General features: G+C 52.6%; 16 protein-coding genes. 12 read left to right on the top strand and 4 right to left on the bottom strand.

Annotation, left to right across the window (positions count from 1 at the left end; all coding sequences use genetic code 11):
- Positions 1-162 precede the first annotated feature (162 nt).
- Complete coding sequence (locus tag ACR0C3_RS21445; RefSeq protein ID WP_480760443.1) at positions 163-5,907, bottom strand: PA14 domain-containing protein; 5,745 nt, start codon at positions 5,905-5,907, stop codon at positions 163-165.
- A 923-nt stretch (positions 5,908-6,830) separates the two neighbouring features.
- On the opposite strand from ACR0C3_RS21445, the gene ACR0C3_RS21440 reads away from it, so the two are divergent.
- Positions 6,831-7,439: a WecB/TagA/CpsF family glycosyltransferase gene (locus ACR0C3_RS21440; protein ID WP_480760442.1), complete on the top strand. Its 609-nt coding sequence runs from the start codon at positions 6,831-6,833 to the stop codon at positions 7,437-7,439.
- A 101-nt stretch (positions 7,440-7,540) separates the two neighbouring features.
- On the opposite strand, the gene ACR0C3_RS21435 is transcribed toward ACR0C3_RS21440, so the two are convergent.
- From ACR0C3_RS21435 to ACR0C3_RS21425, 3 genes are read right to left on the bottom strand one after another with little or no spacing between them, the layout of a single operon-like run.
- Complete coding sequence (locus ACR0C3_RS21435; protein WP_425084674.1) at positions 7,541-8,377, bottom strand: CpsD/CapB family tyrosine-protein kinase; 837 nt, start codon at positions 8,375-8,377, stop codon at positions 7,541-7,543.
- Positions 8,378-8,392: 15 nt separating this feature from the next.
- Positions 8,393-9,949, bottom strand: a complete 1,557-nt coding sequence (locus ACR0C3_RS21430) for a GumC family protein (protein WP_480760440.1) — start codon at positions 9,947-9,949, stop codon at positions 8,393-8,395.
- Positions 9,946-10,842, bottom strand: a complete 897-nt coding sequence (locus tag ACR0C3_RS21425; RefSeq protein WP_170380767.1) for an AAA family ATPase — start codon at positions 10,840-10,842, stop codon at positions 9,946-9,948. Before ACR0C3_RS21425 ends, ACR0C3_RS21430 begins: the two co-directional genes overlap by 4 nt.
- Positions 10,843-11,697: 855 nt before the next feature.
- Between ACR0C3_RS21425 and ACR0C3_RS21420 the strand changes: the two genes are divergently transcribed.
- The 11 genes from ACR0C3_RS21420 (at position 11,698) to ACR0C3_RS21370 (ending at position 22,008) form a co-directional block, all read left to right on the top strand.
- On the top strand, positions 11,698-12,663 hold the full coding sequence (locus tag ACR0C3_RS21420) for an NAD-dependent epimerase/dehydratase family protein (protein ID WP_480760438.1): 966 nt from the start codon (positions 11,698-11,700) through the stop codon (positions 12,661-12,663).
- A gap of 3 nt (positions 12,664-12,666) precedes the next feature.
- Complete coding sequence (locus tag ACR0C3_RS21415) at positions 12,667-13,509, top strand: sugar phosphate isomerase/epimerase family protein (RefSeq protein ID WP_480760437.1); 843 nt, start codon at positions 12,667-12,669, stop codon at positions 13,507-13,509.
- Positions 13,506-14,558 carry a hypothetical protein gene (locus ACR0C3_RS21410; protein WP_170380762.1) on the top strand — a complete coding sequence of 351 codons (1,053 nt, stop codon included), beginning with the start codon at positions 13,506-13,508 and terminating at the stop codon, positions 14,556-14,558. Before ACR0C3_RS21415 ends, ACR0C3_RS21410 begins: the two co-directional genes overlap by 4 nt.
- Entirely contained in the window at positions 14,555-15,730 is a 1,176-nt protein-coding gene (locus ACR0C3_RS21405; RefSeq protein ID WP_480760436.1) for an FAD-dependent oxidoreductase, read from the top strand. The genes ACR0C3_RS21410 and ACR0C3_RS21405 overlap by 4 nt, the downstream gene beginning before the upstream one ends.
- A complete protein-coding gene (locus ACR0C3_RS21400; RefSeq protein ID WP_480760435.1) occupies positions 15,711-16,130 on the top strand; it encodes a GtrA family protein in 420 nt (139 codons plus the stop codon). The genes ACR0C3_RS21405 and ACR0C3_RS21400 overlap by 20 nt, the downstream gene beginning before the upstream one ends.
- A gap of 4 nt (positions 16,131-16,134) precedes the next feature.
- Positions 16,135-16,977, top strand: coding sequence for a glycosyltransferase family 2 protein (locus ACR0C3_RS21395; RefSeq protein ID WP_480760434.1), 843 nt, complete (start codon positions 16,135-16,137; stop codon positions 16,975-16,977).
- 515 nt (positions 16,978-17,492) lie between these two features.
- Positions 17,493-18,062 (top strand): dTDP-4-dehydrorhamnose 3,5-epimerase, encoded by a 570-nt coding sequence (gene rfbC, locus ACR0C3_RS21390; RefSeq protein ID WP_170380754.1) that lies wholly within the window; start codon positions 17,493-17,495, stop codon positions 18,060-18,062.
- Complete coding sequence (gene rfbB, locus ACR0C3_RS21385; protein ID WP_480760433.1) at positions 18,059-19,099, top strand: dTDP-glucose 4,6-dehydratase; 1,041 nt, start codon at positions 18,059-18,061, stop codon at positions 19,097-19,099. Before rfbC ends, rfbB begins: the two co-directional genes overlap by 4 nt.
- Positions 19,096-19,965 carry a dTDP-4-dehydrorhamnose reductase gene (gene rfbD / locus ACR0C3_RS21380; protein WP_480760432.1) on the top strand — a complete coding sequence of 290 codons (870 nt, stop codon included), beginning with the start codon at positions 19,096-19,098 and terminating at the stop codon, positions 19,963-19,965. The genes rfbB and rfbD overlap by 4 nt, the downstream gene beginning before the upstream one ends.
- Before the next feature lie 11 nt (positions 19,966-19,976).
- Entirely contained in the window at positions 19,977-20,846 is an 870-nt protein-coding gene (rfbA, locus tag ACR0C3_RS21375) for a glucose-1-phosphate thymidylyltransferase RfbA (protein WP_480760430.1), read from the top strand.
- 469 nt (positions 20,847-21,315) lie between these two features.
- Positions 21,316-22,008, top strand: coding sequence for a sugar transferase (locus ACR0C3_RS21370; RefSeq protein WP_480760429.1), 693 nt, complete (start codon positions 21,316-21,318; stop codon positions 22,006-22,008).
- The last annotated feature ends 60 nt before the right edge of the window (positions 22,009-22,068 follow it).

The raw sequence follows: 22,068 nt of genomic DNA, 5'->3' as shown, positions 1-22,068 counted from the left end.
CAACCTGGAAACAAACCGGCAATGAGTCCGGCCAGCATAACCAAAAGCCACGCGCCTGAGATACCCTTTTGCACGATGGCAAGCAGGACAACTCGGCCAAGCATGGCTTTTGTAGGCAGTACGGCCTCTTAAGACATCCGCAGATTACGTGCGGAACTCAGATCATAGGTCCCACACCTCAACCACGACAGTCGCCTCAGACAGCTGACCAGACGAGTCCGCTACCCAGTACTCAAATGTGTCGGTACCCTCGAAGTTGATGTTCGGTTGGTACAGCAACTGCCCATCTTCTTGAACGTATACATCGCCATTCTCAGGATCGGTGAAACCACTTACGTTGAGTTCAACGCTTTCCGCATCTGAATCATTGGCAAGCACGTCAATCAGAATGCCCTGATTCATTCCAGTTGAGAAATTGTCGTCCACTGCATCCGGAGCCGAACCTCCCAGATCAAGCATGCCGTTAAACCGGGCACCGTTCGCGTAGTTGTTGATCATCCAGTTGTTCGCCAGTTCAGCGTCTGTCATCTCAAGCGTGACAACATGAGTGATCTTCATGACTTCGCCGGTTGCTCTGTCGGTGATAAAGTCGTCGATCAAAAGCACGTTCCGACCGTCTTCTGTCCTGTAGTATCCGTTTTCGGAGATCAGGTAGATGATGTGCTCATAAAACTCGATCTGAAGCGGCTCTTGCTCAAACGCCCGGTCTCGGGTCCCAATCGAGTCGGTTCTGACACCATCAAAGCTGAAGTTTTCGCCCAATGCGATGCTAAGACCACCGTCATGAACAAATTCCAGCCTGCCAGGAGTCAAATCATCCGACGTCAGTATCTGGTGAGCAGCGGGGTTGTAGCCAAGGATATCTGTGCCGTTATTGATCGATTCAAAATCAATCAGGATATTTGCAACATCGCTATCCGGGAATGAAGCTGTGAAATCCGACCGGAAGTCAACGGCCGCATCAAAACCTTCTACGCGCAGCCCATTTAGAACCATGTCGTAGATGTTTGTTCCGAAGTCTATCCCGTAGTTATTGACGTCGCCCAGGCGCTCTCTTGCGTTGATGAGATCGAAGTCAATGAACGTATAGTGTGAGGTGTAGCTCAGGTTTGCGCCGGTGGAAGTTTCCCAGTTCAAGAAACCGTCAAAAACAGTGCGAAGATCGTGCTGCGTCTGCCAAGGGAAATCCTTGATGACGATGATCCCTGTATTGGTGCCAAAAGCCTCGTTGTCACGAAACCCCTGAATAGGCGCCAGGTTGTTTAGAATGGTGTCCCGGCCATACCCTATCTCAGGGTGATCCAAGTTATCGACTGAAGGATCGGCCTTGTTGTTGCGCATCATCCAGACGAAACCATTGTTGGTATTCGCTGCGACGTTTTCCGCTGCCTCAACCAAACGGCCTGCGAAGAAGAACCCGTCGCCAGTATGGCCTATATCTTGACTCGAGACGCGTGCTCCGTCCTTGACTTCCCAATCGCCCCAGTTCGTACCTTGGGCATTGATCGCCATATTTCTGAACCAGGAGCCTGTCTCGTCACCGGCTTCAGCTACAAATGCAGCCCCGAAAACGTCAAAGGCGACATTCTCTGCGAAGTTAGCATTGCTGGAATGGTGGACAAATCCCCAGCCAGGCGAACCATCGACGGTATTTCCAACAGCAATCGCCGGATTGTCCTGATCAGAAGTGCCCGTCAAGTGGAAATGGAATGAATAGCGACCTTGGATGTTACTGTCCGGTTCCACAACCCCCAAATCAGCAGTGCTAAGTGCGGCGGGTGTGGATTTGTCGGTCCGTCCCAGGTCTTCGAATGCTGCGTAGCGGACGTCGACGTCGTCATTGTGCATGAACATTACGTGTCCGCGGTGATGAGTTTGGGTGGCATCCCCATCCTCACTCGAGAACGTAATGTTTCTGGACATGTTCGCGACGTAGGCAAACAAATCGTCACGCGGTGTATCGTGATCATGCTCCAGTGGAGGTTCAAAGGTGATCTGATTGCCGTTGATGGCGGTGATCGTGATCTCTTCGTCTTGGCTTTCGATGTAGCCAAGAGCTGTACCAGTATGCCCAGTTTGGTGCGTTCCTGTCAGAACCAGATTGTCACCGACTTGCCATCCATCGGGGATTTCGGAAAGCGACAGTGTGTTTTCCCCACGCATCGGGGCTTCCGACACGGTCAAGAACGCTTGCTTTTCTGCACCGTGAATTTCGACTTGACCGTGCGAGATCACACCGCGCGACAGCAAAGTCGGATCCCAACTGACGTCAATGTCGCCGTTGTTGGCAATGACAATTTCGGCATTCACATTGGCCGCAATCGGATTGTCTTCTGTTCCAATTTCAAGTCGGCCGGATGTGTCGACAACCATCGTGTCAACGACCATGCGCGTGTTAATGTTGGTCGCGAAGGACAATTCACCATCAACACGAACTGTGAACAGTGATGCATCGCTCACACCATTGTAGGTGACTGCGATGTTCTTCGGAATCAAGACGTTAGCACCTTCGTCCGGAATGCGCCCTTCATACCAGGTGTTGGGGTCAAACCAATCGCCATCTGATACGGCCACATGGGTGGCGTCAGAGCGATCAACAAGATCCAGCAGCGCACCATGCTCCGTGGACATAGTCATATTGTCGCCATGCGCGTGCGCATTGGGCTCGGCCATTACCGCCGCAACAAACGCGTCATGTTCGGAAGGGTCAGTTGGCTCTGGGATCGTGCCAGGAAGGTTCTCACCACCATGATCCACTTCGTCGCTGTCGGCATGATCATCGTGGCCCGTATGGCCATCATCAGTCCCGCCATGATCGCCGTGATCAACCACATCATCGGTGGTATCCGAACCATCCGTTCCATGATCTCCGCCGTCGTGGACCATGTCGCCATCATCGGTCCCGCCATGATCGCCCTGATCAACCATGTCATCGGTGGTATCCGAACCATCCGTTCCATGATCTCCGCCGTCGTGGACCATGTCGCCACCGTCGGCCCCGCCCTGATCACCGTTATCAACCACGTCGTCGGTGGTATCCGATCCATCCGTTCCATGATCTCCACCGTCGTGGACCATGTCGCCATCATCGGTCCCGCCCTGATCTCCCTGATCAACAGCGTCGTCGGTGGTATCGGATCCATCCGTACCGTCGTGACCATCATGTACTGTATCGCCGTCCGGCACCGAATGACCGAGGCTATCGCCTGAAATGACTTCTCTTGCCCCGTTCGTGTCAGGACCACCCCACTCCAGCCTAAGGACCTGGTCGCCCCAAATCTCAAAATAGCGGACTTCGAGGTCGTGCTCGCCAGCTTCCAAATCGACCACGACCGGAATGGTCACAGCTCCATGTGGGCCATCATTGTCGATAATGCGCTCACCGTTCAGGTAGACTGCGGACCCATCATCGGATGTCAGGTAAATCGTGTATGAACCGGCCGTTTCAACATTGAGTGTACCTCTGTAACGGGCCGCGAATTCATCCTGTGCGCCATTTTCCCAGAACGGGTTATTTGAGTTCTCGAAATTCAACTCCGAGACAGTGCTTGTCAGATCGGGCGTTGCGTCAAAATCAATTTCAGCAAGGCTCCAAGCCGCTGTCGGCAAAACAAAATACTGAGCAACCAGACCACGGTTCTGTGATGTTTGGTCGTCATTGCTGTCATGCCCGCCGTCGTGACCCATATCGCCACCGTCGGTGTCAACTTGATCACCTTGGCCCGCGTCACCATCATCGGTCCCGCCCTGATCTACCTGATCAACAGCGTCGTCGGTGGTATCGGAACCATCCGTACCATCATTTCCGCCGTCTTGGCCCGTGTCGCCACCGTCAGTGTCAACATGATCACCATGGCCCGCATCGCCATCATCGGTCCCGCCCTGATCTACCTGATCAACAGCGTCGTCGGTGGTATCGGATCCATCCGTACCGTCATGACCATCATGTACGGTATCGCCGTCCGGCAACGAATGACCAAGGCTATCGCCGGAAATGACTTCGGTCACACCGTTCGTGTCAGGACCACTCCACTCCAGCCTCAGGACCTGGTCGCCCCAAATCTCAAAATAGCGGACTTCGAGGTCGTGCTCACCAGCTTCCAAATCGACTACGACCGGAATGGTCACAGCTCCATGAGGGCCATCATTGTCGATAATGCGCTCACCGTTCAGGTAGACTGCGGACCCATCATCGGATGTCAGGTAAATCGTGTATGAACCGGCCGTTTCAACATTGAGTGTACCTCTGTAACGGGCCGCGAATTCATCCTGTGCGCCATTTTCCCAGAACGGGTTATTTGAGTTCTCGAAATTCAACTCCGAGACAGTGCTTGTCAGATCGGGCGTTGCGTCAAAATCAATTTCAGCAAGGCTCCAAGCCGCTGTCGGCAAAACAAAATACTGAGCAACCAGACCACGGTTCTGTGATGTTTGGTCGTCATTGCTGTCATGCCCGCCGTCGTGACCCATATCGCCACCGTCGGTGTCAACTTGATCACCTTGGCCCGCATCGCCATCATCTGTCCCGCCCTGATCTACCTGATCAACAGCGTCGTCGGTGGTATCGGAACCATCCGTACCATCATTTCCGCCGTCTTGGCCCGTGTCGCCACCGTCAGTGTCAACATGATCACCATGGCCCGCATCGCCATCATCGGTCCCGCCCTGATCTACCTGATCAACAGCGTCGTCGGTGGTACCGGAACCATCTGTACCATCATTTCCACCGTCTTGGCCCGTATCGCCACCGTCAGCGTCAACATGATCACCATGGCCCGCATCGCCATCATCGGTCCCGCCCTGATCTACCTGATCAACAGCGTCGTCGGTCGTATCCGATCCATCCGTGCCGTCATCATCGGTAACGCTGCCTGGCAGCGAATGACTCAGGCTGTCTCCCGCTATCAGAGTTCTGCCACCCTGAGTATCCGGTCCGCTCCATTCCAAGACCAAGGTCTGTCGACCCTTGTTCTCGAAATACTGAAGCTCAAGATCATGCGAACCTGCAGTTAAGAACAGTGTCACCGGGATCATGACGTCGCCATGCAAGCCATCGTTGTCGATCACTTGTTCACCGTCGATAAACAGCGCGGAGCCGTCATCCGAGGTCAGATAAATTGTGTATTCCCCAGCTGTCTCGACATTCAATTGGCCCGTGACCTCGGCGGCAAATCTATTCCGCGCGCCACCGTCCCACCATGCATCCCGACCCCGTTCGAATGCGACTTCGGACAGGATCATCTCCGAAACCGGATCAGCGTTAAAGTCGATCTGCTCCAGACGCGAAGTACCGCCTTGGAGTTCGAAAAACTTGGCAACAAGTCCCAGACTCTCTGTCGCCTGCGGCGCAACATCTGCATCAGAAGAAGCTTCGTCAAATCCTTCCGTGGCTGTTTCTGCGGCATCAGAAATAGAGTAGTCCACGACGTTAGAACTGATCAGCTGCCTTTCGCCTCCGGTATCAAGACCCTCCCATTCCAACTTGAGCGTTTGTAAACCGCCGCTTTCGAAATAGCGGATCTCGATATCATGGGACCCAGCGTCGAGCATAATGTCGGTCTGAATCAGCCTGTCACCATGGTTTCCATCGTTGTCGATGACAAGCTGTCCATCAATGTACAAAGCCGAACCGTCATCAGACGTAAGGTAGAAGGTGTAGACGCCAGCCTGGCTTACGTTGAGGGCGCCCGAATACCTTGCTGCAAACGAGTCTTGGGGACCGCCATCCCAGAAGGCTTCAGTTGAGCGTTCAATATCCAGCTCCGAAACCACCTCAACCGCGTCAGGTGTTAGATCGAAGTTTACTTCCGAAATACTGGAAACCCATTGGGGTAACGTGTAGTACTCTGCGATAAAGCCCAAGCCTTCGGTCGGAATGCCGAAAATCCGAGTGTCGATGCTGCTCATTACGTTATCCTTGGTGCATTTGATGAAACCCTGGTGAGGCTCCAATCAATGTGGTGGTCGGTCAGGAGGTACAGGTCCAGAAGGGCGAAAGTGCGGCAGGAAGCTGGCACAAGATCATATCTGCGGCGAAACTGTGTCCATTTTGTAAACCGGGTGTCTCAAAGTTTGCCGTCGAATTATTATCCGAGGCTAAGTACTTCAGTTTAGGTGCCATCCCAGCCGCCTTTTCATTTTGTCCATTCCAAGCGTTTCCACGACCCGTAAGCCGCGAGAATCGAGTAACATTTGAAGTAACGAAAAAACTAGTTCACCATCCCTGAACAATGGCATACCCAGACCTCAAATTGCCCACAACCCGGAAATACTCAGAGCTATTCAAGCAAGCGAGACATTGCCGAGCGTGTCCAGATTTCCGCCGAGTTTCTAAGTGAAATCATGGTTTTTTTGCATTTTCGCCCCATTCCCGACCTCAATTCGCTCCAAATTTCATCGGTTTTTTAATGAAATTTCGTATACGCTCGAAAGTGAAGCACCCGGTAAGCGAGAAGATTGCTGATTTGGAACAATTTCCGACTGTTTTCGATCTAAAACCGGGGCTGGAGCAAGGTTAAAAGCAAAGGCACACAAGCGCACTGCTGTGATGTTCGTCTTTTTTGTTGTTCTCGCAAGGACGCAGCTAGCGATAGACAATTCCGCTTCGCTGAGCCATCAAAGGGTATTGGTTATTAAGTAGTGGAATAGTTTTTGTGAATTCCGAGACTGACATCGCTTCGCATCAATTGGCACAAGGGCCCGAGTTTCTGTCGCTGATAAGCCAGCCCACGAAGGCAGCGCTTTTTGCGAGCGTGAGTGACTGCTGGAATCGAGGGCGGGGCTTTACTCTGGCGACCTTAAACCTGGACCACATCGTTAAAATGCGTGAGATGCCCGATTTTCGTTCGGCCTATATTTCGCACAGCCACGTGGTAGCTGACGGAAACCCAATTGTGTATCTTTCGCGGCTTGCGGGGCGCCCAATCGAATTGATCCCCGGCTCAGACCTAATCGCGCCGCTGGCAAAGTTGGCTGCGCAACATGGCGTACCTGTCGCGCTTTTAGGGGCAACACAGTACACATTGGACCGGGCGGCGGATCAGCTGGAGAAAGACAATCCAGGGCTTTCCGTTGTTGCTAAAATCGCGCCGCCCTATGGGTTGGATACCAATGGGCCTGAGGTTGCCACCTACTTTGAGACCATCCAATCATCTGGAGCACGCCTTTGTTTCCTAGCGCTAGGCGCGCCGAAACAGGAAATTCTGGCGGCACGGGGTGCTCAAATTGTACCGTCCTGCGGATTCGTCTCAATTGGGGCAGGCCTGGATTTCATAGCAGGCAGTCAAACCCGCGCGCCGTCCTGGGTACGAAAGCTGTCGCTGGAATGGGTTTGGCGCATGGCCAACAACCCGAGGCGACTTGCGGGCAGATATGCTCGGTGTCTCGCGATTTTGCCCAAACTATTCTTCCAGGCTTTGCGCGTACGCTTGGCACGTTGATCACCGTATGAAACGGCGTTTCTAAGGCATTGACTGAATTTTCGGCGCTTGCGCAATTCCTGATCTGTGTATTCATCAGGTGCCGGATCCGGGAACAGCAGTCAGTAACCGTATTTATCCAATTTCTCGAGGTAACGGCATTTGTTTAGGACCACACCCAGCAGATTGCAGCGCCCAGCGATCTCGTCCTTGCACTTCTCCAGTTCATCAGCCGAAGTATCTTCGGCCGCGGCCACTAACAAAACGCAATCAATCTGATCGAGAAATGCATATGTGTCGTCGCAAGCGAGCATAGGGGAAGTGTCAAAAATCATGATATCTGGCTGATACCGCTCTTCAATCCGATCAATAACGTGAGCAACGTCTTTGTCCTGCAGCAGTTCGGCAGAGTTCGCTACCGAATCGCTGTTCAAAGCAAAAGCCAGCTTCCGATCGTAACAGACCATGTGGTCCTCGGGCTGGCTTTGGCCTTCCAAAGCGTTGGCAAAATTGCATTTGCTTGTACCCAGAAGTTTGTGAGCTGATGGACGTCGCAGGTCCAAATCGACCAGCATCGACCGGATATTTCTCTGGCGGGCGATACTGAACGCCAGATTTAGACTCAAAGTAGTCTTTCCGCAGGCGGACCCTGGTGAAGTGATCGCAACTCGACGCCAATTGTTACTAGCCATCTGATGCATCATACGTGTGCGCAAAACATCAAATGACGCAGAATCTGCGGACGCCTCGTAACCAGAGATTCGGGCCCGCTTCAATTGGCTGGGCTTCAGATCGTACTCAGGCAAGTCCGCCCACAGCTTATCAACGAGCGGGACAGCCGGATTCTCGGGCTGCAGAGCTTCCACAGTAGCGCCTGCAGGCTTCGGAGCAATTTCGTCGGAAGCCGACACACGCCGCGCTTCTCGGGCTTTTTGAATGGCAGACTGAATACGTTCCATAACCTTTGGATCCCGTTATCCCAGTTTCAACCGATCAAGCAAATCCGTCGCGCCTAGCTTTTCGGCTACTTTCTCGAGAACAAGATCAAGTGGTAGATAATATAGGTGAACTAAGTACAAAGCTGCAACCACTCCAACAATTGGGAGGCTCAGACCAGCTACAATCATGGCTCGCCGAACAGCAATCTCTCGTTTAGTCCATAAATACGGCACAGTCCCAAACACAGGCACATCAAAACGAGAAGAGATATCTGCCGGTCTGCGCACGGTTGAATTGAGAATCTCCAGCAAAACAAACAATCCTCCCGCGATTGCGAATCCAGCTGCAATACCCATCGCTACAATCTTTTTTCGGCTGGGTTCTGCGGGAATTGTCGGTACTACGGCATGCTCTGCTACAGTGATGCGCTGACCACGAGACTGGGTTTCGATTTGATCGCCTGTACGGGCTTCGGCAAGGCTGGCGGTCGCCTGAGTGTATTGCAAACGCAGATTGTCATAATCCCGTTCGAGAGTACCCAGAGCAATTGCATTAGTTGGAGTCGCCTCGATGGACCGCGCCAGTGATTCCAACTCTGCATCGACGTCCGCCTTTTGAGTCTCAATAAAATCGATCTGCCCATCAATGTCCGAGACCTGCAGATCAAATGGTGTGAAGTTCGGCGCTGTCTCGGTGCCAAGACCCAACTGGATATTGGCTGCCTCCAATGCCGCTATCTGACCATCCAACGACCGAATGCGCGGGTGATCAGATGAATAGATAACCAGAGCCGAAGCACGTTCGTCCTGTAATTGCCTTAGGCGGCGCTGTTCCGGTGTCAGGCTCTCTCCGGCCAAATCTGAACGCCCAGTCCTTTCGTAGACCTCAACAAGCCGAGCACGGCGGTCGCGTAGACCCGACAATTCGCGATCCAGCTGAAGCATCCGCTCCTGCAACGAAGACTGACGCTCACGGCTGTAGTTCAGACTTTCTGGCAATGCGTCTTGATGGGCTTCCTTAAACTCAAGGATCTTGCGACCCTGCTCTGCCATCTCACCATCCAGTCGCGCCACCTCCTGAACAAAGAATTCCAGTGTCTGCGCCGCGACACCTGTGCGCATCGCAACGTTTTCCCTGAGTATCTGCGCCACCAATTCATTGGTAACCATAGCTGAGACTTCAGCATCGGCCGATGCAAACGACACCGTCACGAACGCCGCCTGGTTCAGAGTATTATAAGGTATTTCAAGCTCAATTCGCTCTTGCATATCCCAGACTATCTCATCTGGAGTCAGTTCCGGCTGGCCATCATGCAGCGCAAAACGGCTCGACAAGTCTAGCAAATTGGATCGCGCCAGAACCCGCTGCTGGATGACTTGGAGAATTTCCACGACACTCGCCTGTACGGTGGTCGACGCAAGATCGCCCGGAATTTGAGCAGATTCTACGACCAGTCGCGACTGCGCCTTGTAGACGGGTGGCAGCGTAAACGCTGCATAGACCGCACCAAGCGTACAAAACGCAATAATGGGAACGATGAAATAGAGCCGGCGCCAAACCAAAGAAAGGTAGAATTGGATGTCCCTGATCATGAACTTGAACCACCGCTATCTGAATGCAAGCTCGCGGCAAAAAAGGCGCCATCTTCAAGAACCATTTCGACCGTTTTCCGCACGACGCGCTGACGACCGCGGGTAGAGGCATACACCATCGACAAGTCGCAAAGCTGATTGACCAAACGCGGTACTCCCTGTGTCGCCTCGTAAATCAGGTCCGTCGCGGCGGGGCTGAAAAAGTTGCGCTCGGCCCCAGCAACACTAAGCCTGTGTGCTACATATTTTCGTACCGTTTTCCTATCCATCGCCTTCAAATGAAAACTGGAGGCAACACGCTGCGCGAACTGACGCAACTCGGGACGGCGGACGATCTCCTGCAATTCGGGCTGACCAACCAACACCAATTGCAGTAGCTCGTCTTTATTCGCATTGATGTTGGTGAACATCCGGAGCTCTTCCAGCGATTCCGGCGTTAAGTTCTGCGCCTCATCAAATATCAGGATCACGCGGTGACCTTGAGCGTATTCCTCGATTAGATGAGACTGGAACATGGCAAACAGATCAACATATGTGGCCTCTGGAGGGGCCGGTTGATCAAGCGCCATCAATACCCAGCGCAACAATTCGCCACGGTCTCCATGCGCATTTGAGATCAGACCAATCTTTACGTCATTGCCCACACTTTTCAGGAGATGGTACAACAATGTTGTCTTGCCGGCTCCAACGTCACCTGTAATCAATGTTATCGGAGCGCGTGTCAGGATACCGTATTCGAGCATCGTGTAGGCCTGCAGATGCGCTTGCGACCAGAAAATGAAGTCCGGGTCCGGCAGCAACGAGAAGGGTCGCTCGTTTAACCCGAAATGAGCGGTGTAGATATCAAGCGAGCTTTCGCTGCCGCCTGGTGTATCGTTGGAATGAATATTCAAATCCTCGTACTCATATTAATCGCAATGCCACCTTCGGACACTCGGGTATCCTAATCCTGACAAGGGATTTCAGTCTTGTCATCGCAGTATACCAAACTACCCTGTTCACGTTTAGGGCATTTCGTAGCAACCGCATGTGACCTAGGCCACAATTTAAGGTGCTTCCGGGACAACGCAATCAATTATCTTACACCCGTTATGGGGTATGGCCTGTCGGAAACCCGGTTCTCCAGCAAACTTGGTGATATTTCTATGCTTCTCAGCATATCGCAAGCTGAGCTGAAGCACGGTGGACGTTCAACCCATTGTTTTCATTCTCATTGAGACTTGGATGTGTTTTGAAGCCACCGCCAAACGCGATAGTTTCAGCCGTGTTTTGACCACGATGATCACGCGCCAAAGAGGCAAAATGAGACGTTGATGCGGCTGAAACAGACGCCTCGCCAACTACGGAAGGCATGTAGAAAAACCTAGCAACTCTACAATCGGAAAATGCGAAATGGAAACAATCGTCCCTTTTTGTGGTGATTATTAAAGGGTCAAATGGTACGGATCAGACTACATAAAGCGCAAATAAAAGCTGCATTTTACTTGTACTTAACTAGATTCGCAAACTCCGAGACCGGTCCGTTCGGCAATCCCGCATCATGCTGGACTGTTTCTCTTTGACAGAAGCCGAAGCGGAGCGTACTCCAAATATGAGGTTGCTCAAGTGATTGAAGGGCGCCGTGTGCAGTACCCGTTGGCCTGCCAGCAGACCGGCTCTAGACCGCTGGGTGCTGATATATTTTGTGACGCCGCGGCTCGCCCGCGGGATTAGTAACGAGTAAGAAGCCGATTGGAGAATATCTGACCATGGCGCCACGATCAGATATTGGTATTTTGGGACAGTCCGGGTTTGTTGGGTCTACCCTTGCGCGTGCACTCCCTGATGCAAGCGGATTCAACTCACGCACCGTGAAGCACGCCGAGGATCAGCGATTTGAAACGCTCTACTGTGCTGCAGCACCCGGCTCGATGTTTGAAGCCAATAAGTATCCGGATCGCGACGCTGAACGCATCGACGCTCTGATCGCCTCGCTTTCGCGTATGCAGGCGAGCAGATTTGTATTGATTTCGACCATCGCCGTACTCGACCGCTTCGATGGAGGGTATAACGAAACCGCTTCGAGTTTTCAGGAAACCGTTGCTTATGGCGTCAATCGGAGAAGGCTGGAACAAGCCTGTCAGGCTCATTTCCCTCGGTGTTTGATCGTTCGCCTACCCGCTCTGTTTGGGCCCGGTTTGATGAAAAACTTCATCTTCGATTTGATAAACCCCATGCCAACAATGCTGAATACCACCGGTTATGAAAAGCTTGCAAACCAACTTCCAGCTTCTTTGGTTCCGGCCTTGGACAGTATCTACTCGATCAGTGATGCGCTCGGGATGTATGTGATCGAGCGCGCGGCGCTGGCAAAACTGCCGGAACGAGCAGCGCTGACTGCCGAGGCAGATAATCTCGGAATTAACGCGGTAATGTTCCACAATCGCGAGACAACCTATCAATTCTATGAAATGGATCGTTTGAAAGGGGACATTGATCTCGCATTGGATGCCGGGCTGGACGTTTTACATCTTGCACCAGAACCAATCAAAGCATCCGATGTTTATCGCTCTCTTCTGGAGAACGAAATGCCTGAAACAGCCGGAAAGCTTCACAAAGAGGATATGCGCACCCAACACGCAGAGCTTTTTGGCCAAAACGGCCACTACAATCGCGGCGCGGATGATGTTTTGGCCGCCCTCACCGCGTTTTTCAATGCCTCTGTAGAAGTCTAGGTCATGGAGTATGCCGTTTCGAATATCGCATGGTCCGCAAGTGATCGCCTCAAAGCATATGCCAGACTTCAGGCAGCAGGGATCACTGGGCTTGAAATCGCCCCGGGCCTGTTATTCAGCATGGCTGATGATCCTTTTGACCCAACCGAGGCGGAGATCGCATTAGTCCAGAATGAGCTGGATCGTTTTGGGTTGTCACTGGTTTCGATGCAATCGCTGCTGTTCGGAGTCGAAGGGGCTGAACTGTTCGGTGACGCCCATGGGAGAGCTGCTTTTGAACAGGGATTGATGCGTGCCATAAAGTTGGCAGGCCGGCTTGGAATCCCAAATCTTGTCTTGGGATCGCCAAAGCAGCGACAGCGACCGTCGGAAATGGAGCCAAACGCAGCAATCGACAAAGCCATCGAAATCCTGACACCGCTGGCCGATGCTGCTGCTGTTGCCGGCACGAAAATCGCGATGGAGTGCAACCCAGCGGAATATGGCACCAATTTTCTAACAACGCCTGATGAAACGCTTGCTTTCGTGAAACGTGCTAATCATGCTGCGATTATGCTTAATTTCGATGTTGGTGCGACGCTGCTAACTGACACATTTGATCAGGTGATGGATCAGTTGATCGCGGCGGGTCCAGTTCTAAACCATGTCCATATCAGTGAGCCGTTTTTGTCACCTGCGCCAGCAAACCCGCAGGACGCCGCGAAGGTGTTGCAAACTCTGGAAACGCTAGAATATCAGCACGCTGTATCAATTGAGATGCGCCAACCGCAAGATGGTCTGACGGGTTTAGACACGGCGCTGGAAAATTTGCTCGAGGCGCGTCGCCTAGCCGGAGAGGCCCGATGAGCGGTCCAACACTGCGCGATGACATTCTTGTATCTGTGTGTTTCACAGACGCACACGCCCCTGACGCCGCAGTCCCGCGGATCGCTGCAACTGCAGATCTGTTGAAAAAGCACTACCGTTACTGGGAGATTCTTGTCGTCAACGAAACCGATTACGATGCTGCTTTGGAAGAAGCACTCGTTGCCGTACCGAACGTACGATATCTTTCGGTTGTGCGCGGGCTGGACAACAGCCAGCGCCGCGTGATTGCAGCTTCTGAAGCGATTGGAGACTTTGTGGTCATTACTTCGGTAAATGAAGTCACAAGCTTCGATATTCCCGCAATGATTGATGACGCACAGGATCGCAATGCCGTGATCCTTGGACAACGCAAAGCCACTTTTTTGGCCGAGCCATTTATTGCCCTTCTTGGCCGCGCCAGCGGGTTTCACGCCAGCACTCGTGATATGCAGACCACTGCGATCCCGCGTACCGTTCTTAATCGGCTGCTGAACGATGCGAACCCGGTTCTTGCCTTGCGATTTCCGCCACGGGACAATTCTCTGACGGTGCTGAGGCGAACACCTGATGTCAAAGGCGCATCAAAAGTGCATGAGCCTACCTGGTCAGGACGCATGGCCAGCCGGTCCGATCTGATGTTGCGAATGGTGACTGAAGCGGGACCATCACTGCTCAGCGCAGTGGCCTTGTTCTCAGCATTCATGTTTGTCAGTGCAGTATTCTTTGCAGTCTATGTGGTGATTATCTATCTGACCAAAACCGATATTGCGGAAGGCTGGACCACCCTTTCGCTATCAATCTCAGGGATGCTCGCCTTTTTGGGTGCCGCGTTGTTTGCGATTTGTGTCACCCTGCGCAAAGCGATGGAAATCATGCGCGGCCGAACAATCGACTATCTGGTGGCTGAGCGAAGCTCCGTTGATCTGTTTGAAAGCGTGTCAAACGCGCTGAATGTCGACACGGATGGCACCGAAAGCTTGGAAGATCGGCGAGACGTCACGCCAGACTCGAAACTGGTCCATAAGCAGACGGCTGGAGGTGCACCGTGACATCTCCGCGACGCGTTAAGTACCTGGTGATCGGTGGTGGATTCTATGGCTGTTGCTTGGCTCTATTCTTACGCTCTACAACACAGGATGTGACCTTGGTAGAGGCAAGCGCGGAGATTATGACTCGCGCATCACGGGTCAATCAGGCGCGCTTGCATTCCGGATTCCACTACCCGCGCTCAATGCTAACCGCACTAAAATCGCGTAAGCTGTGCCAGCGCTTTGCAACAGATTTTCCCGACGCAATCGTATCGGACTTCCAGATGCTCTATGCGGTGGCGCGTCAGCGGTCCAAAGTATCTGCCAATCGATTTCGCAAGATGTTTGAAAACATGAAGGCTCCAATCGCGTTGGCGTCGCGTCAAGAAGCTGCAATGTTCGACGACGACCGGATCGAGGCGGTGTTTCGCGCAGACGAGTTCGCGTTTGACTATTCCGTTTTGGCAAATCAACTGATGGCGCAAATTGATGCTTTCAACCTCGATCTGAGATTAGGAACCGAGGTGGTATCGATCGATGACAACCCCGATGCCGAGGCCGCGATCGTTCACCTTTCAGACGGCAGTGAAGTCCTTGCTGATCATGTCTTTAACGTCACCTATGCGCAGATCAACCATGTTTTAAGGGACTCCGGGTTGCCGCTGGCAAGACTCAAACATGAGATGACCGAGCTCGCTCTCGTTGATCCGCCGGACGAAATGCAGAATTATGCCGTCACGGTGATGGATGGACCGTTTTTTTCCCTAATGCCCTACCCGGCAGCGGGCAAATACTCGTTGACGCACGTTCGCTATACCCCGCACGTAAGCTGGACGGATCAAGCTACTTCGGTTTCACCGTATAAAGCATTCGACCAAATTGAACTCGAAAGCCGCCTCAGACACATGGTTTTGGACGCCGCGCGTTATTTGCCATGCGTTGGTCAAATTACGAGTGGCGAGTCAATCTACGACGTCAAAACCGTGCTTGTGAAGAATGAAGTCGATGACGGGCGCCCTATTCTGGTGCACGAAGAGCCCCGAGGTGGACGGGTCACATCCGTTCTGGGCGGCAAGATCGACAATATATATGACCTGTTTTCCCATTTAAGGGCGCGGCATGAGGCCTTAAAATATGCCGATTTCAGATACATCCTTAGGGGCGCCGACAGACATGTCACAGCGTCGGTATGACTTCTTACGATACGGCGCCACTGTGGCGCTCGGCTTGGTCGTCGATCTGACCGCCGCGCGAAGCGCACTGGCGTTTGGCATACCACTTGAACTGTCTGCCATATTTGGTGTTGCCTGTGGTGCACTCTTCAATTTTGTCGCGCTCGATCTTTGGGCTTTTGCAGGTCAAAAAGCCAAAGGTGCTGGATCGCGTCAACTACGTTATCTTGGGGCTCTTGTTATCACAATGGCAGTTCGGGTGGCCGCTGTTTGGAGCCTTGCTGCCATTCTTCCTGCACAAACTGCGCCTATGATCATACTGTGTCTGGCCGTCGGCGTGTCGTTCACCATCAATTTCTTACTTTCAAAACACTGGGTTTTTCAGCGCAGCGACCAGCCACAATCAACATCTGGAGAATGATTGGATGCACTCCGATACAAATACCGAGGCGCACGAAGACATGCATTCATTTCCCTCCTGTGATGACACAAATTGGCAGGTTCCAGAATTTGATGTTTTGGACTTAGGTTCGAAGCAGCACAAATTCGTCCTCGTGATACCTGTCTTGAATGAGGGGCAGCGGATTCAAGGTCAGTTACGCAACCTCGCCGCTCTGAACCACCCGATTGATATTATTATTGCCGATGGAGGCTCGACCGATGGCTCTTTAGAAGCCGATTTTCTAAGAGAGGTCGGCGTTCGTGCGCGTCTGACGAAAACAGGACCCGGAAAGCTCAGCGCGCAACTTCGAATGGCTTACGCCTGGGCATTGCGGCAAGGGTATGAAGGCATAGTCACTGTTGATGGCAACGGGAAGGATGGGATGGAGGCCATACCTCTGTTTTTGGAAAAATTGTCCAACGGTTACGACTACGTACAGGGCTCACGCTATCACACGGATGGTGCTCACGAAAACACACCGCTTGAGCGCACTATGGCCAACCGGATGATTCACGCGCCAGTTCTCAGCCTCGCGTCGGGCACAAAGCTGACTGATACTACAAACGGCTATCGCGGCTATTCCGCTCGATTTCTGATGAACCCTGCCGTGCAGCCTTTCCGAAACGTGTTCGACGCGTACGAACTCCTGTTCTACCTGAGTGTGCGAGCGGGCCAACTTGGCCTACGCGTCACAGAAGTGCCGGTATCGCGCAGCTATCCTCGGAGCGGTAAAACCCCGACCAAGATCGCGGGATTTTCCGGCAAGTTGAAGATCCTCAAACAAACACTTGCCGCTGCGCTGGGTTCGTTTTCACCTAAAGACTGACCAAACGATGCCTGAAACAAGACTGTATTGAATGGAAATGTCATAAGGTCCATCGTCGTCGCCCGTTACATACATCTCAACAATTCCTGTCTGTGGTCAAACGAATGTAAAATCTCGCCATATGTTTAGGCGGTGAGTATCGCCTAAAGATATTTCTTGGGCTCCGCTAGGTGTTCAGCCCAAGCGTCCGGTGAGCTGGGTTTAAGACGAAACGATCGTTCAATGATGTCCAGAATTTGCAGATATATTCAAAATGTGTGAGTCCGCTCGGCGTGTCCAATTTGCGAGCACAATCATAAGCATCCAGGCAGCCATCAAACGACCGAAGGCCAAATCTCGGATCGATGAAATCAATTGGGATTTTCTGCCGGAGCAAACTCTTAGTCTCTCGTCCTAGCTGACATCTGAACAGTCGGTTCATTTTTCGGTTCATTGACAAAGGCTTATGTGATACAAACAACTGTCTGAGCGCTGCCGAGTGATGAGCCGGCGCGCAAAAGGAGAGATTAAAATCCATGGACATAAAGCCTCTTGGTATTCCTGATATAAAGATGATCACACCTCGGCGATTTGGCGATGATCGCGGTTTTTTCGAAGAAACTTATAACTTGGAGAGCTTTGTCAGCCATGGGATCGAAACAGTTTTCGTACAGGACAACCATTCCCTGTCAGGAACTGTTGGAACTGTACGCGGACTACATTTTCAGGCGCCGCCAATGGCTCAGGCGAAACTTGTGCGCTGCGGGCGGGGCCGGTTGTTCGACGTGGCCGTAGATATCCGCAAAGGTTCCCCCACTTTTGGCAGATGGGTCGGCGCAGAACTCAGCTTTGACAATGGACAGATGCTATTGGTTCCCGAGGGCTTTGCCCATGGTTTCATGACATTGGAGCCTGACACCGAGATCGTATACAAGTGCTCAAATACCTACGCTCCGGAAACAGAGGGCGCCATACGGTGGGATGATCCTGATATTGGAATTAATTGGCCCCTCGACGTGGCGGAAATCAAAATATCCGATAAAGATATCAGAGCCCTGCTTTTGAGAGATTTTGATTCCCCGTTCAGGTTCGAGGATGTTTTATGAAGATTTTAGTCACGGGCGGCGCAGGCTTTATCGGCTCTGCTGTGATACGGCGTGCAATTGCTGACGGCCATTCCGTAGTGAATGTCGACGCTCTGACCTATGCGTCCTGCCTCGATAATGTGGCTGAAGTGGCTGACTCAGCAGACTACACTTTTGAACATGCTGATATTCGCGATTCAGAAGCTATGTCTGGCGTTTTGCGCAAGCATAATCCATGTGCGATAATGCACCTTGCGGCCGAAAGTCATGTGGACCGTTCTATCGACGGACCCGCCGCCTTTATCGAAACCAATGTGACTGGGACCTACGTGCTGCTTGAGGCGGCACGCGATTTTTGGGTGACTTCAGGCCGTCCCGAGAACTTCCGTTTTCACCACATCTCTACCGATGAGGTTTTTGGTTCCTTGGGTGAGACAGGTTTTTTCACCGAAGACAGCCCTTATCGGCCTAACTCACCTTATTCAGCTTCAAAGGCGAGCTCTGATCATCTTGTCCGAGCCTGGCACGAAACCTTTGGATTGCCCGTCGTGCTGACCAATTGCTCTAACAACTACGGCCCCTATCAGTTTCCGGAAAAACTGGTCCCCGTGGTAATCCTGAGCGCGCTGTCGGGAAAGCCCATTCCCATTTATGGCGCTGGCGATAACATTCGCGACTGGCTGCATGTCGAAGACCACGCCGAAGCGCTGTTATTGGTTCTGGAAAAAGGTGCGATTGGGCGCAGCTACAACATTGGCGGAGAGAATGAGATGACCAATCTCGACTTGGTAAAAATGCTCTGCGCTATTCTCGACCGATTGAAACCACACACAACTCCTTACGCTGACCAGATCAAATTTGTCGCAGACCGGCCGGGGCATGACCGTCGGTATGCCATTGATCCCACACGCATGCGAGAAGAGCTAAAATGGAGCCCGTCCTACACACCCGAAAAGGGCCTTGAACAAACCGTACGCTGGTACTTGGACAATAGCGCTTGGCTAAATGCATTGCAGGCCCGCGGCGGCGTGGGTGAACGGCTCGGTATTGCGCAATGAAAGCATTGGTCTTTGGCCATGGAGGTCAAGTAGCGACTGAACTCCGAAGGCACGCGCGCCGACAGGGCATTATCCTTGAAGCCTTGGATCGATCTCAGGTTGATTTGTACAATCCTGCAGCGTGCGCGGAAGCAGTCCGAGGCACAAATGCTGAGGTGATCATCAATGCTGCCGCTTATACTGCGGTGGATCAAGCCGAAGACGAACCGGAGCTGGCTCAGTTGGCCAATGGAGACGCGCCGGGTGCTATGGCGCAGGCGTCAGCCGAGTGCGGTCTGCCGTTTCTCCACCTCTCCACCGATTATGTTTTTGACGGATCCGGCGAGGCACCCAAGTCTGTGTCCGACCCCACCGGGCCACTTGGGGTGTATGGCCGCACCAAACTCGACGGAGAACGCCAAATTGCCGAAACCGGAGGTTGGTACGCTGTTCTGCGGACCAGTTGGGTGTTTTCGTCGCACGGAAAGAACTTCGTTAAAACTATCCTTCGGTTGGCCGAGACTCATGACAGCCTTACTGTCGTTGCGGACCAGATCGGAGGACCAACACCTGCCGCGGATATTGCCGAGGCTCTTCTTTTGATCGCCGCGAAAGCGCGCACGACCGAAGGCGGCATCTTACACTATTCCGGCGCCCCAAGCGTCAGCTGGGCAGATTTTGCGCGCGAAGTGGTTTCGCAGGCGGGATTGACCGCTCAGATCGAAGATATCCCGACCGTGGACTACCCCACCCCGGCCAAAAGACCATTGAATTCGCGCCTCGATTGTTCGCTGATCAAGGATATCTACGGCATTTCGCAGCCCAATTGGAAAACCGGCCTGGCCCAAGTTTTGGCCGACTTGGAAGTGGCAGGCGATAGGTTTTGAAAGGACGAACTATGCAACGCAAAGGCATTATCCTTGCCGGTGGATCGGGCACTCGGCTTTATCCAACCACCATTGCCGTTTCAAAGCAGCTTTTACCCATTTATGACAAGCCGATGATCTTCTATCCGCTCAGTGTTCTGATGTTGTCGAATATCCGAGAGATCGCGATCATCACGACTCCGCATGATCAAGAACAGTTTAAACGCCTTTTGGGCGATGGCAGCCAATACGGTCTTTCGCTGACATGGCTGACGCAGCCTTCGCCGGATGGCTTGGCGCAAGCCTACATCCTTGCCGAAGAGTTTCTGGCAGGTGCACCATCGGCAATGATCCTGGGAGATAACATTTTCTTTGGTCATGGTTTGCCCGACCTTTTGCGATCTGCTGACGCGCTAGAAGCAGGTGGCACCGTTTTCGCATATCGGGTGACCGACCCCGAGCGCTATGGCGTAGTCGATTTCGACGACAACAACAAAGCACGCGCCATCATCGAGAAGCCCAGCGTGCCGCCTTCGCATTATGCAGTTACCGGGCTTTATTTCCTCGATTCAGAAGCTCCTGCCCGCGCCCGCAAAGTGCAACCATCTGCTCGCGGCGAACTTGAAATTACGTCGCTGCTCGAAACTTACCTGGTCGAAGGGCGTTTGGATGTCCAAACGATGGGTCGCGGCTTTGCATGGTTGGACACTGGCACCCATGGGTCACTTTTGGATGCAGGTAATTTCGTACGCACCTTAACCGACCGGCAAGGTATGCAAACCGGGAGTCTGGACGAAATCGCTTGGGCGAATGGCTGGATCAGTGATGACGCTTTAGCCGATCGCGCGAAGCTCTTCGCAAAATCTACCTATGGCGCATATCTCGAACTGCTTTTGAGTTAGGAACGAAAGCAAAGACGACGGCGTCGTCGTTTCGGCTGGCATCAGCTCACTTCAGTTTTGCCAAAAAAGCATATGGTGTTCGCGTGCTTTCGATACACGACTAAAAAATGGGCGATTCGACCTCGAAATACGATCTCGTTTTTACATGGAAAACTGGAACACATTGGTCCGCCACGTATAGGCTCAGCGAAGACTTGAAGTTCAACTCAGAATTGATCCCGTTTCCGATAGAGAGAACAATGCCCGAGAATGTGCTTAATTGTGCGGCGAATGCGGCGAAAAAATGTCGAACAGGCCCGATTCACTCTTTGAGAAGTTATTTGTAGCTGTATAAACTAGTTCACGTACTAGAGGCACAGTTTCGTGTTAGGTCTTGTCTAGGGTAGCTCGTGTGTTGGGGAATTTTTTGGTCCCCTTGGGTTACCTCGTAAATGGTGAAGCCAGATTTGGCTTAAGGTTAAAGGTTGAAATGTCTATTCAGGATACGAACTTTCGCGCCGACACCGGTACATGCGGTTCAGTTGTTGAGGCCGGCAGAGCCTCGGTAAACGCCGCTCAACCCTACCGTAACACATTCAAACGCCTGATAGATTTGGCCCTTGTGTTGGTGGCTCTACCAATCGTGGCGTCGGTTGTACTGGTTCTCGCGCTTTTAGTTGCGCGAGACGGGTCAAACCCGTTCTACGCTCAATATCGTGTTGGTCGGGGTGGAAAAGTCTTCAAGATGTGGAAGCTGCGCTCAATGGTTCCTAACGCGCAGTCATTGCTAGAGGACTATTTGGCGGAGAACCCGGCTGCGCGGCGGGAATGGGACGAAACCCAAAAGCTGCAGAATGACCCCCGAATCACGCCGTTCGGCCATGCGCTTCGCAAAACTTCTCTGGATGAACTGCCACAGTTGTGGAACGTACTGATGGGTGAAATGAGCCTGGTCGGACCGCGCCCGATGCTTCCTGAACAGCAAGAGCTGTATCCGGGCGTAGCATATTTCTCCCTGCGTCCCGGCATGACCGGATCTTGGCAGGTGTCCAAGCGCAATTCCAGCTCCTTCGCAAGCCGCGCCGAGTTCGACACCTCATACGCCGACAATCTAAACTTCAAAACCGATCTGGGTATTCTGTATTCGACGGTTGGTGTAGTCGTCCGCGCCACGGGCATCTGAGCGAATACTCTCAACTGCAGCGGAGTTGAATCGCGTCAGTAAATGGCTTGCCGTGGCTGG

The organism is Ruegeria sp. CK3 (assembly GCF_056536565.1).
The sequence above is the reverse complement of the archived record's forward strand: the minus strand, read 5'-3'. Positions and strand labels throughout refer to the sequence as shown.

What these genes read in the sequence shown, in the direction of transcription:
- rfbA (WP_480760430.1), top strand. Translation starts at nt 19,977, where the DNA reads ATGCAACGCAAAGGCATTATCCTTGCCGGTGGATCGGGCACTCGGCTT.
- ACR0C3_RS21420 (WP_480760438.1), top strand. Translation starts at nt 11,698, where the DNA reads ATGGCGCCACGATCAGATATTGGTATTTTGGGACAGTCCGGGTTTGTT.
- ACR0C3_RS21410 (WP_170380762.1), top strand. Translation starts at nt 13,506, where the DNA reads ATGAGCGGTCCAACACTGCGCGATGACATTCTTGTATCTGTGTGTTTC.
- ACR0C3_RS21395 (WP_480760434.1), top strand. Translation starts at nt 16,135, where the DNA reads ATGCACTCCGATACAAATACCGAGGCGCACGAAGACATGCATTCATTT.
- rfbB (WP_480760433.1), top strand. Translation starts at nt 18,059, where the DNA reads ATGAAGATTTTAGTCACGGGCGGCGCAGGCTTTATCGGCTCTGCTGTG.
- ACR0C3_RS21415 (WP_480760437.1), top strand. Translation starts at nt 12,667, where the DNA reads ATGGAGTATGCCGTTTCGAATATCGCATGGTCCGCAAGTGATCGCCTC.
- ACR0C3_RS21400 (WP_480760435.1), top strand. Translation starts at nt 15,711, where the DNA reads ATGTCACAGCGTCGGTATGACTTCTTACGATACGGCGCCACTGTGGCG.
- rfbD (WP_480760432.1), top strand. Translation starts at nt 19,096, where the DNA reads ATGAAAGCATTGGTCTTTGGCCATGGAGGTCAAGTAGCGACTGAACTC.
- ACR0C3_RS21445 (WP_480760443.1), bottom strand. Translation starts at nt 5,907, where the DNA reads ATGAGCAGCATCGACACTCGGATTTTCGGCATTCCGACCGAAGGCTTG.
- ACR0C3_RS21430 (WP_480760440.1), bottom strand. Translation starts at nt 9,949, where the DNA reads ATGATCAGGGACATCCAATTCTACCTTTCTTTGGTTTGGCGCCGGCTC.
- ACR0C3_RS21370 (WP_480760429.1), top strand. Translation starts at nt 21,316, where the DNA reads ATGTCTATTCAGGATACGAACTTTCGCGCCGACACCGGTACATGCGGT.
- ACR0C3_RS21440 (WP_480760442.1), top strand. Translation starts at nt 6,831, where the DNA reads ATGCCCGATTTTCGTTCGGCCTATATTTCGCACAGCCACGTGGTAGCT.
- rfbC (WP_170380754.1), top strand. Translation starts at nt 17,493, where the DNA reads ATGGACATAAAGCCTCTTGGTATTCCTGATATAAAGATGATCACACCT.
- ACR0C3_RS21435 (WP_425084674.1), bottom strand. Translation starts at nt 8,377, where the DNA reads ATGGAACGTATTCAGTCTGCCATTCAAAAAGCCCGAGAAGCGCGGCGT.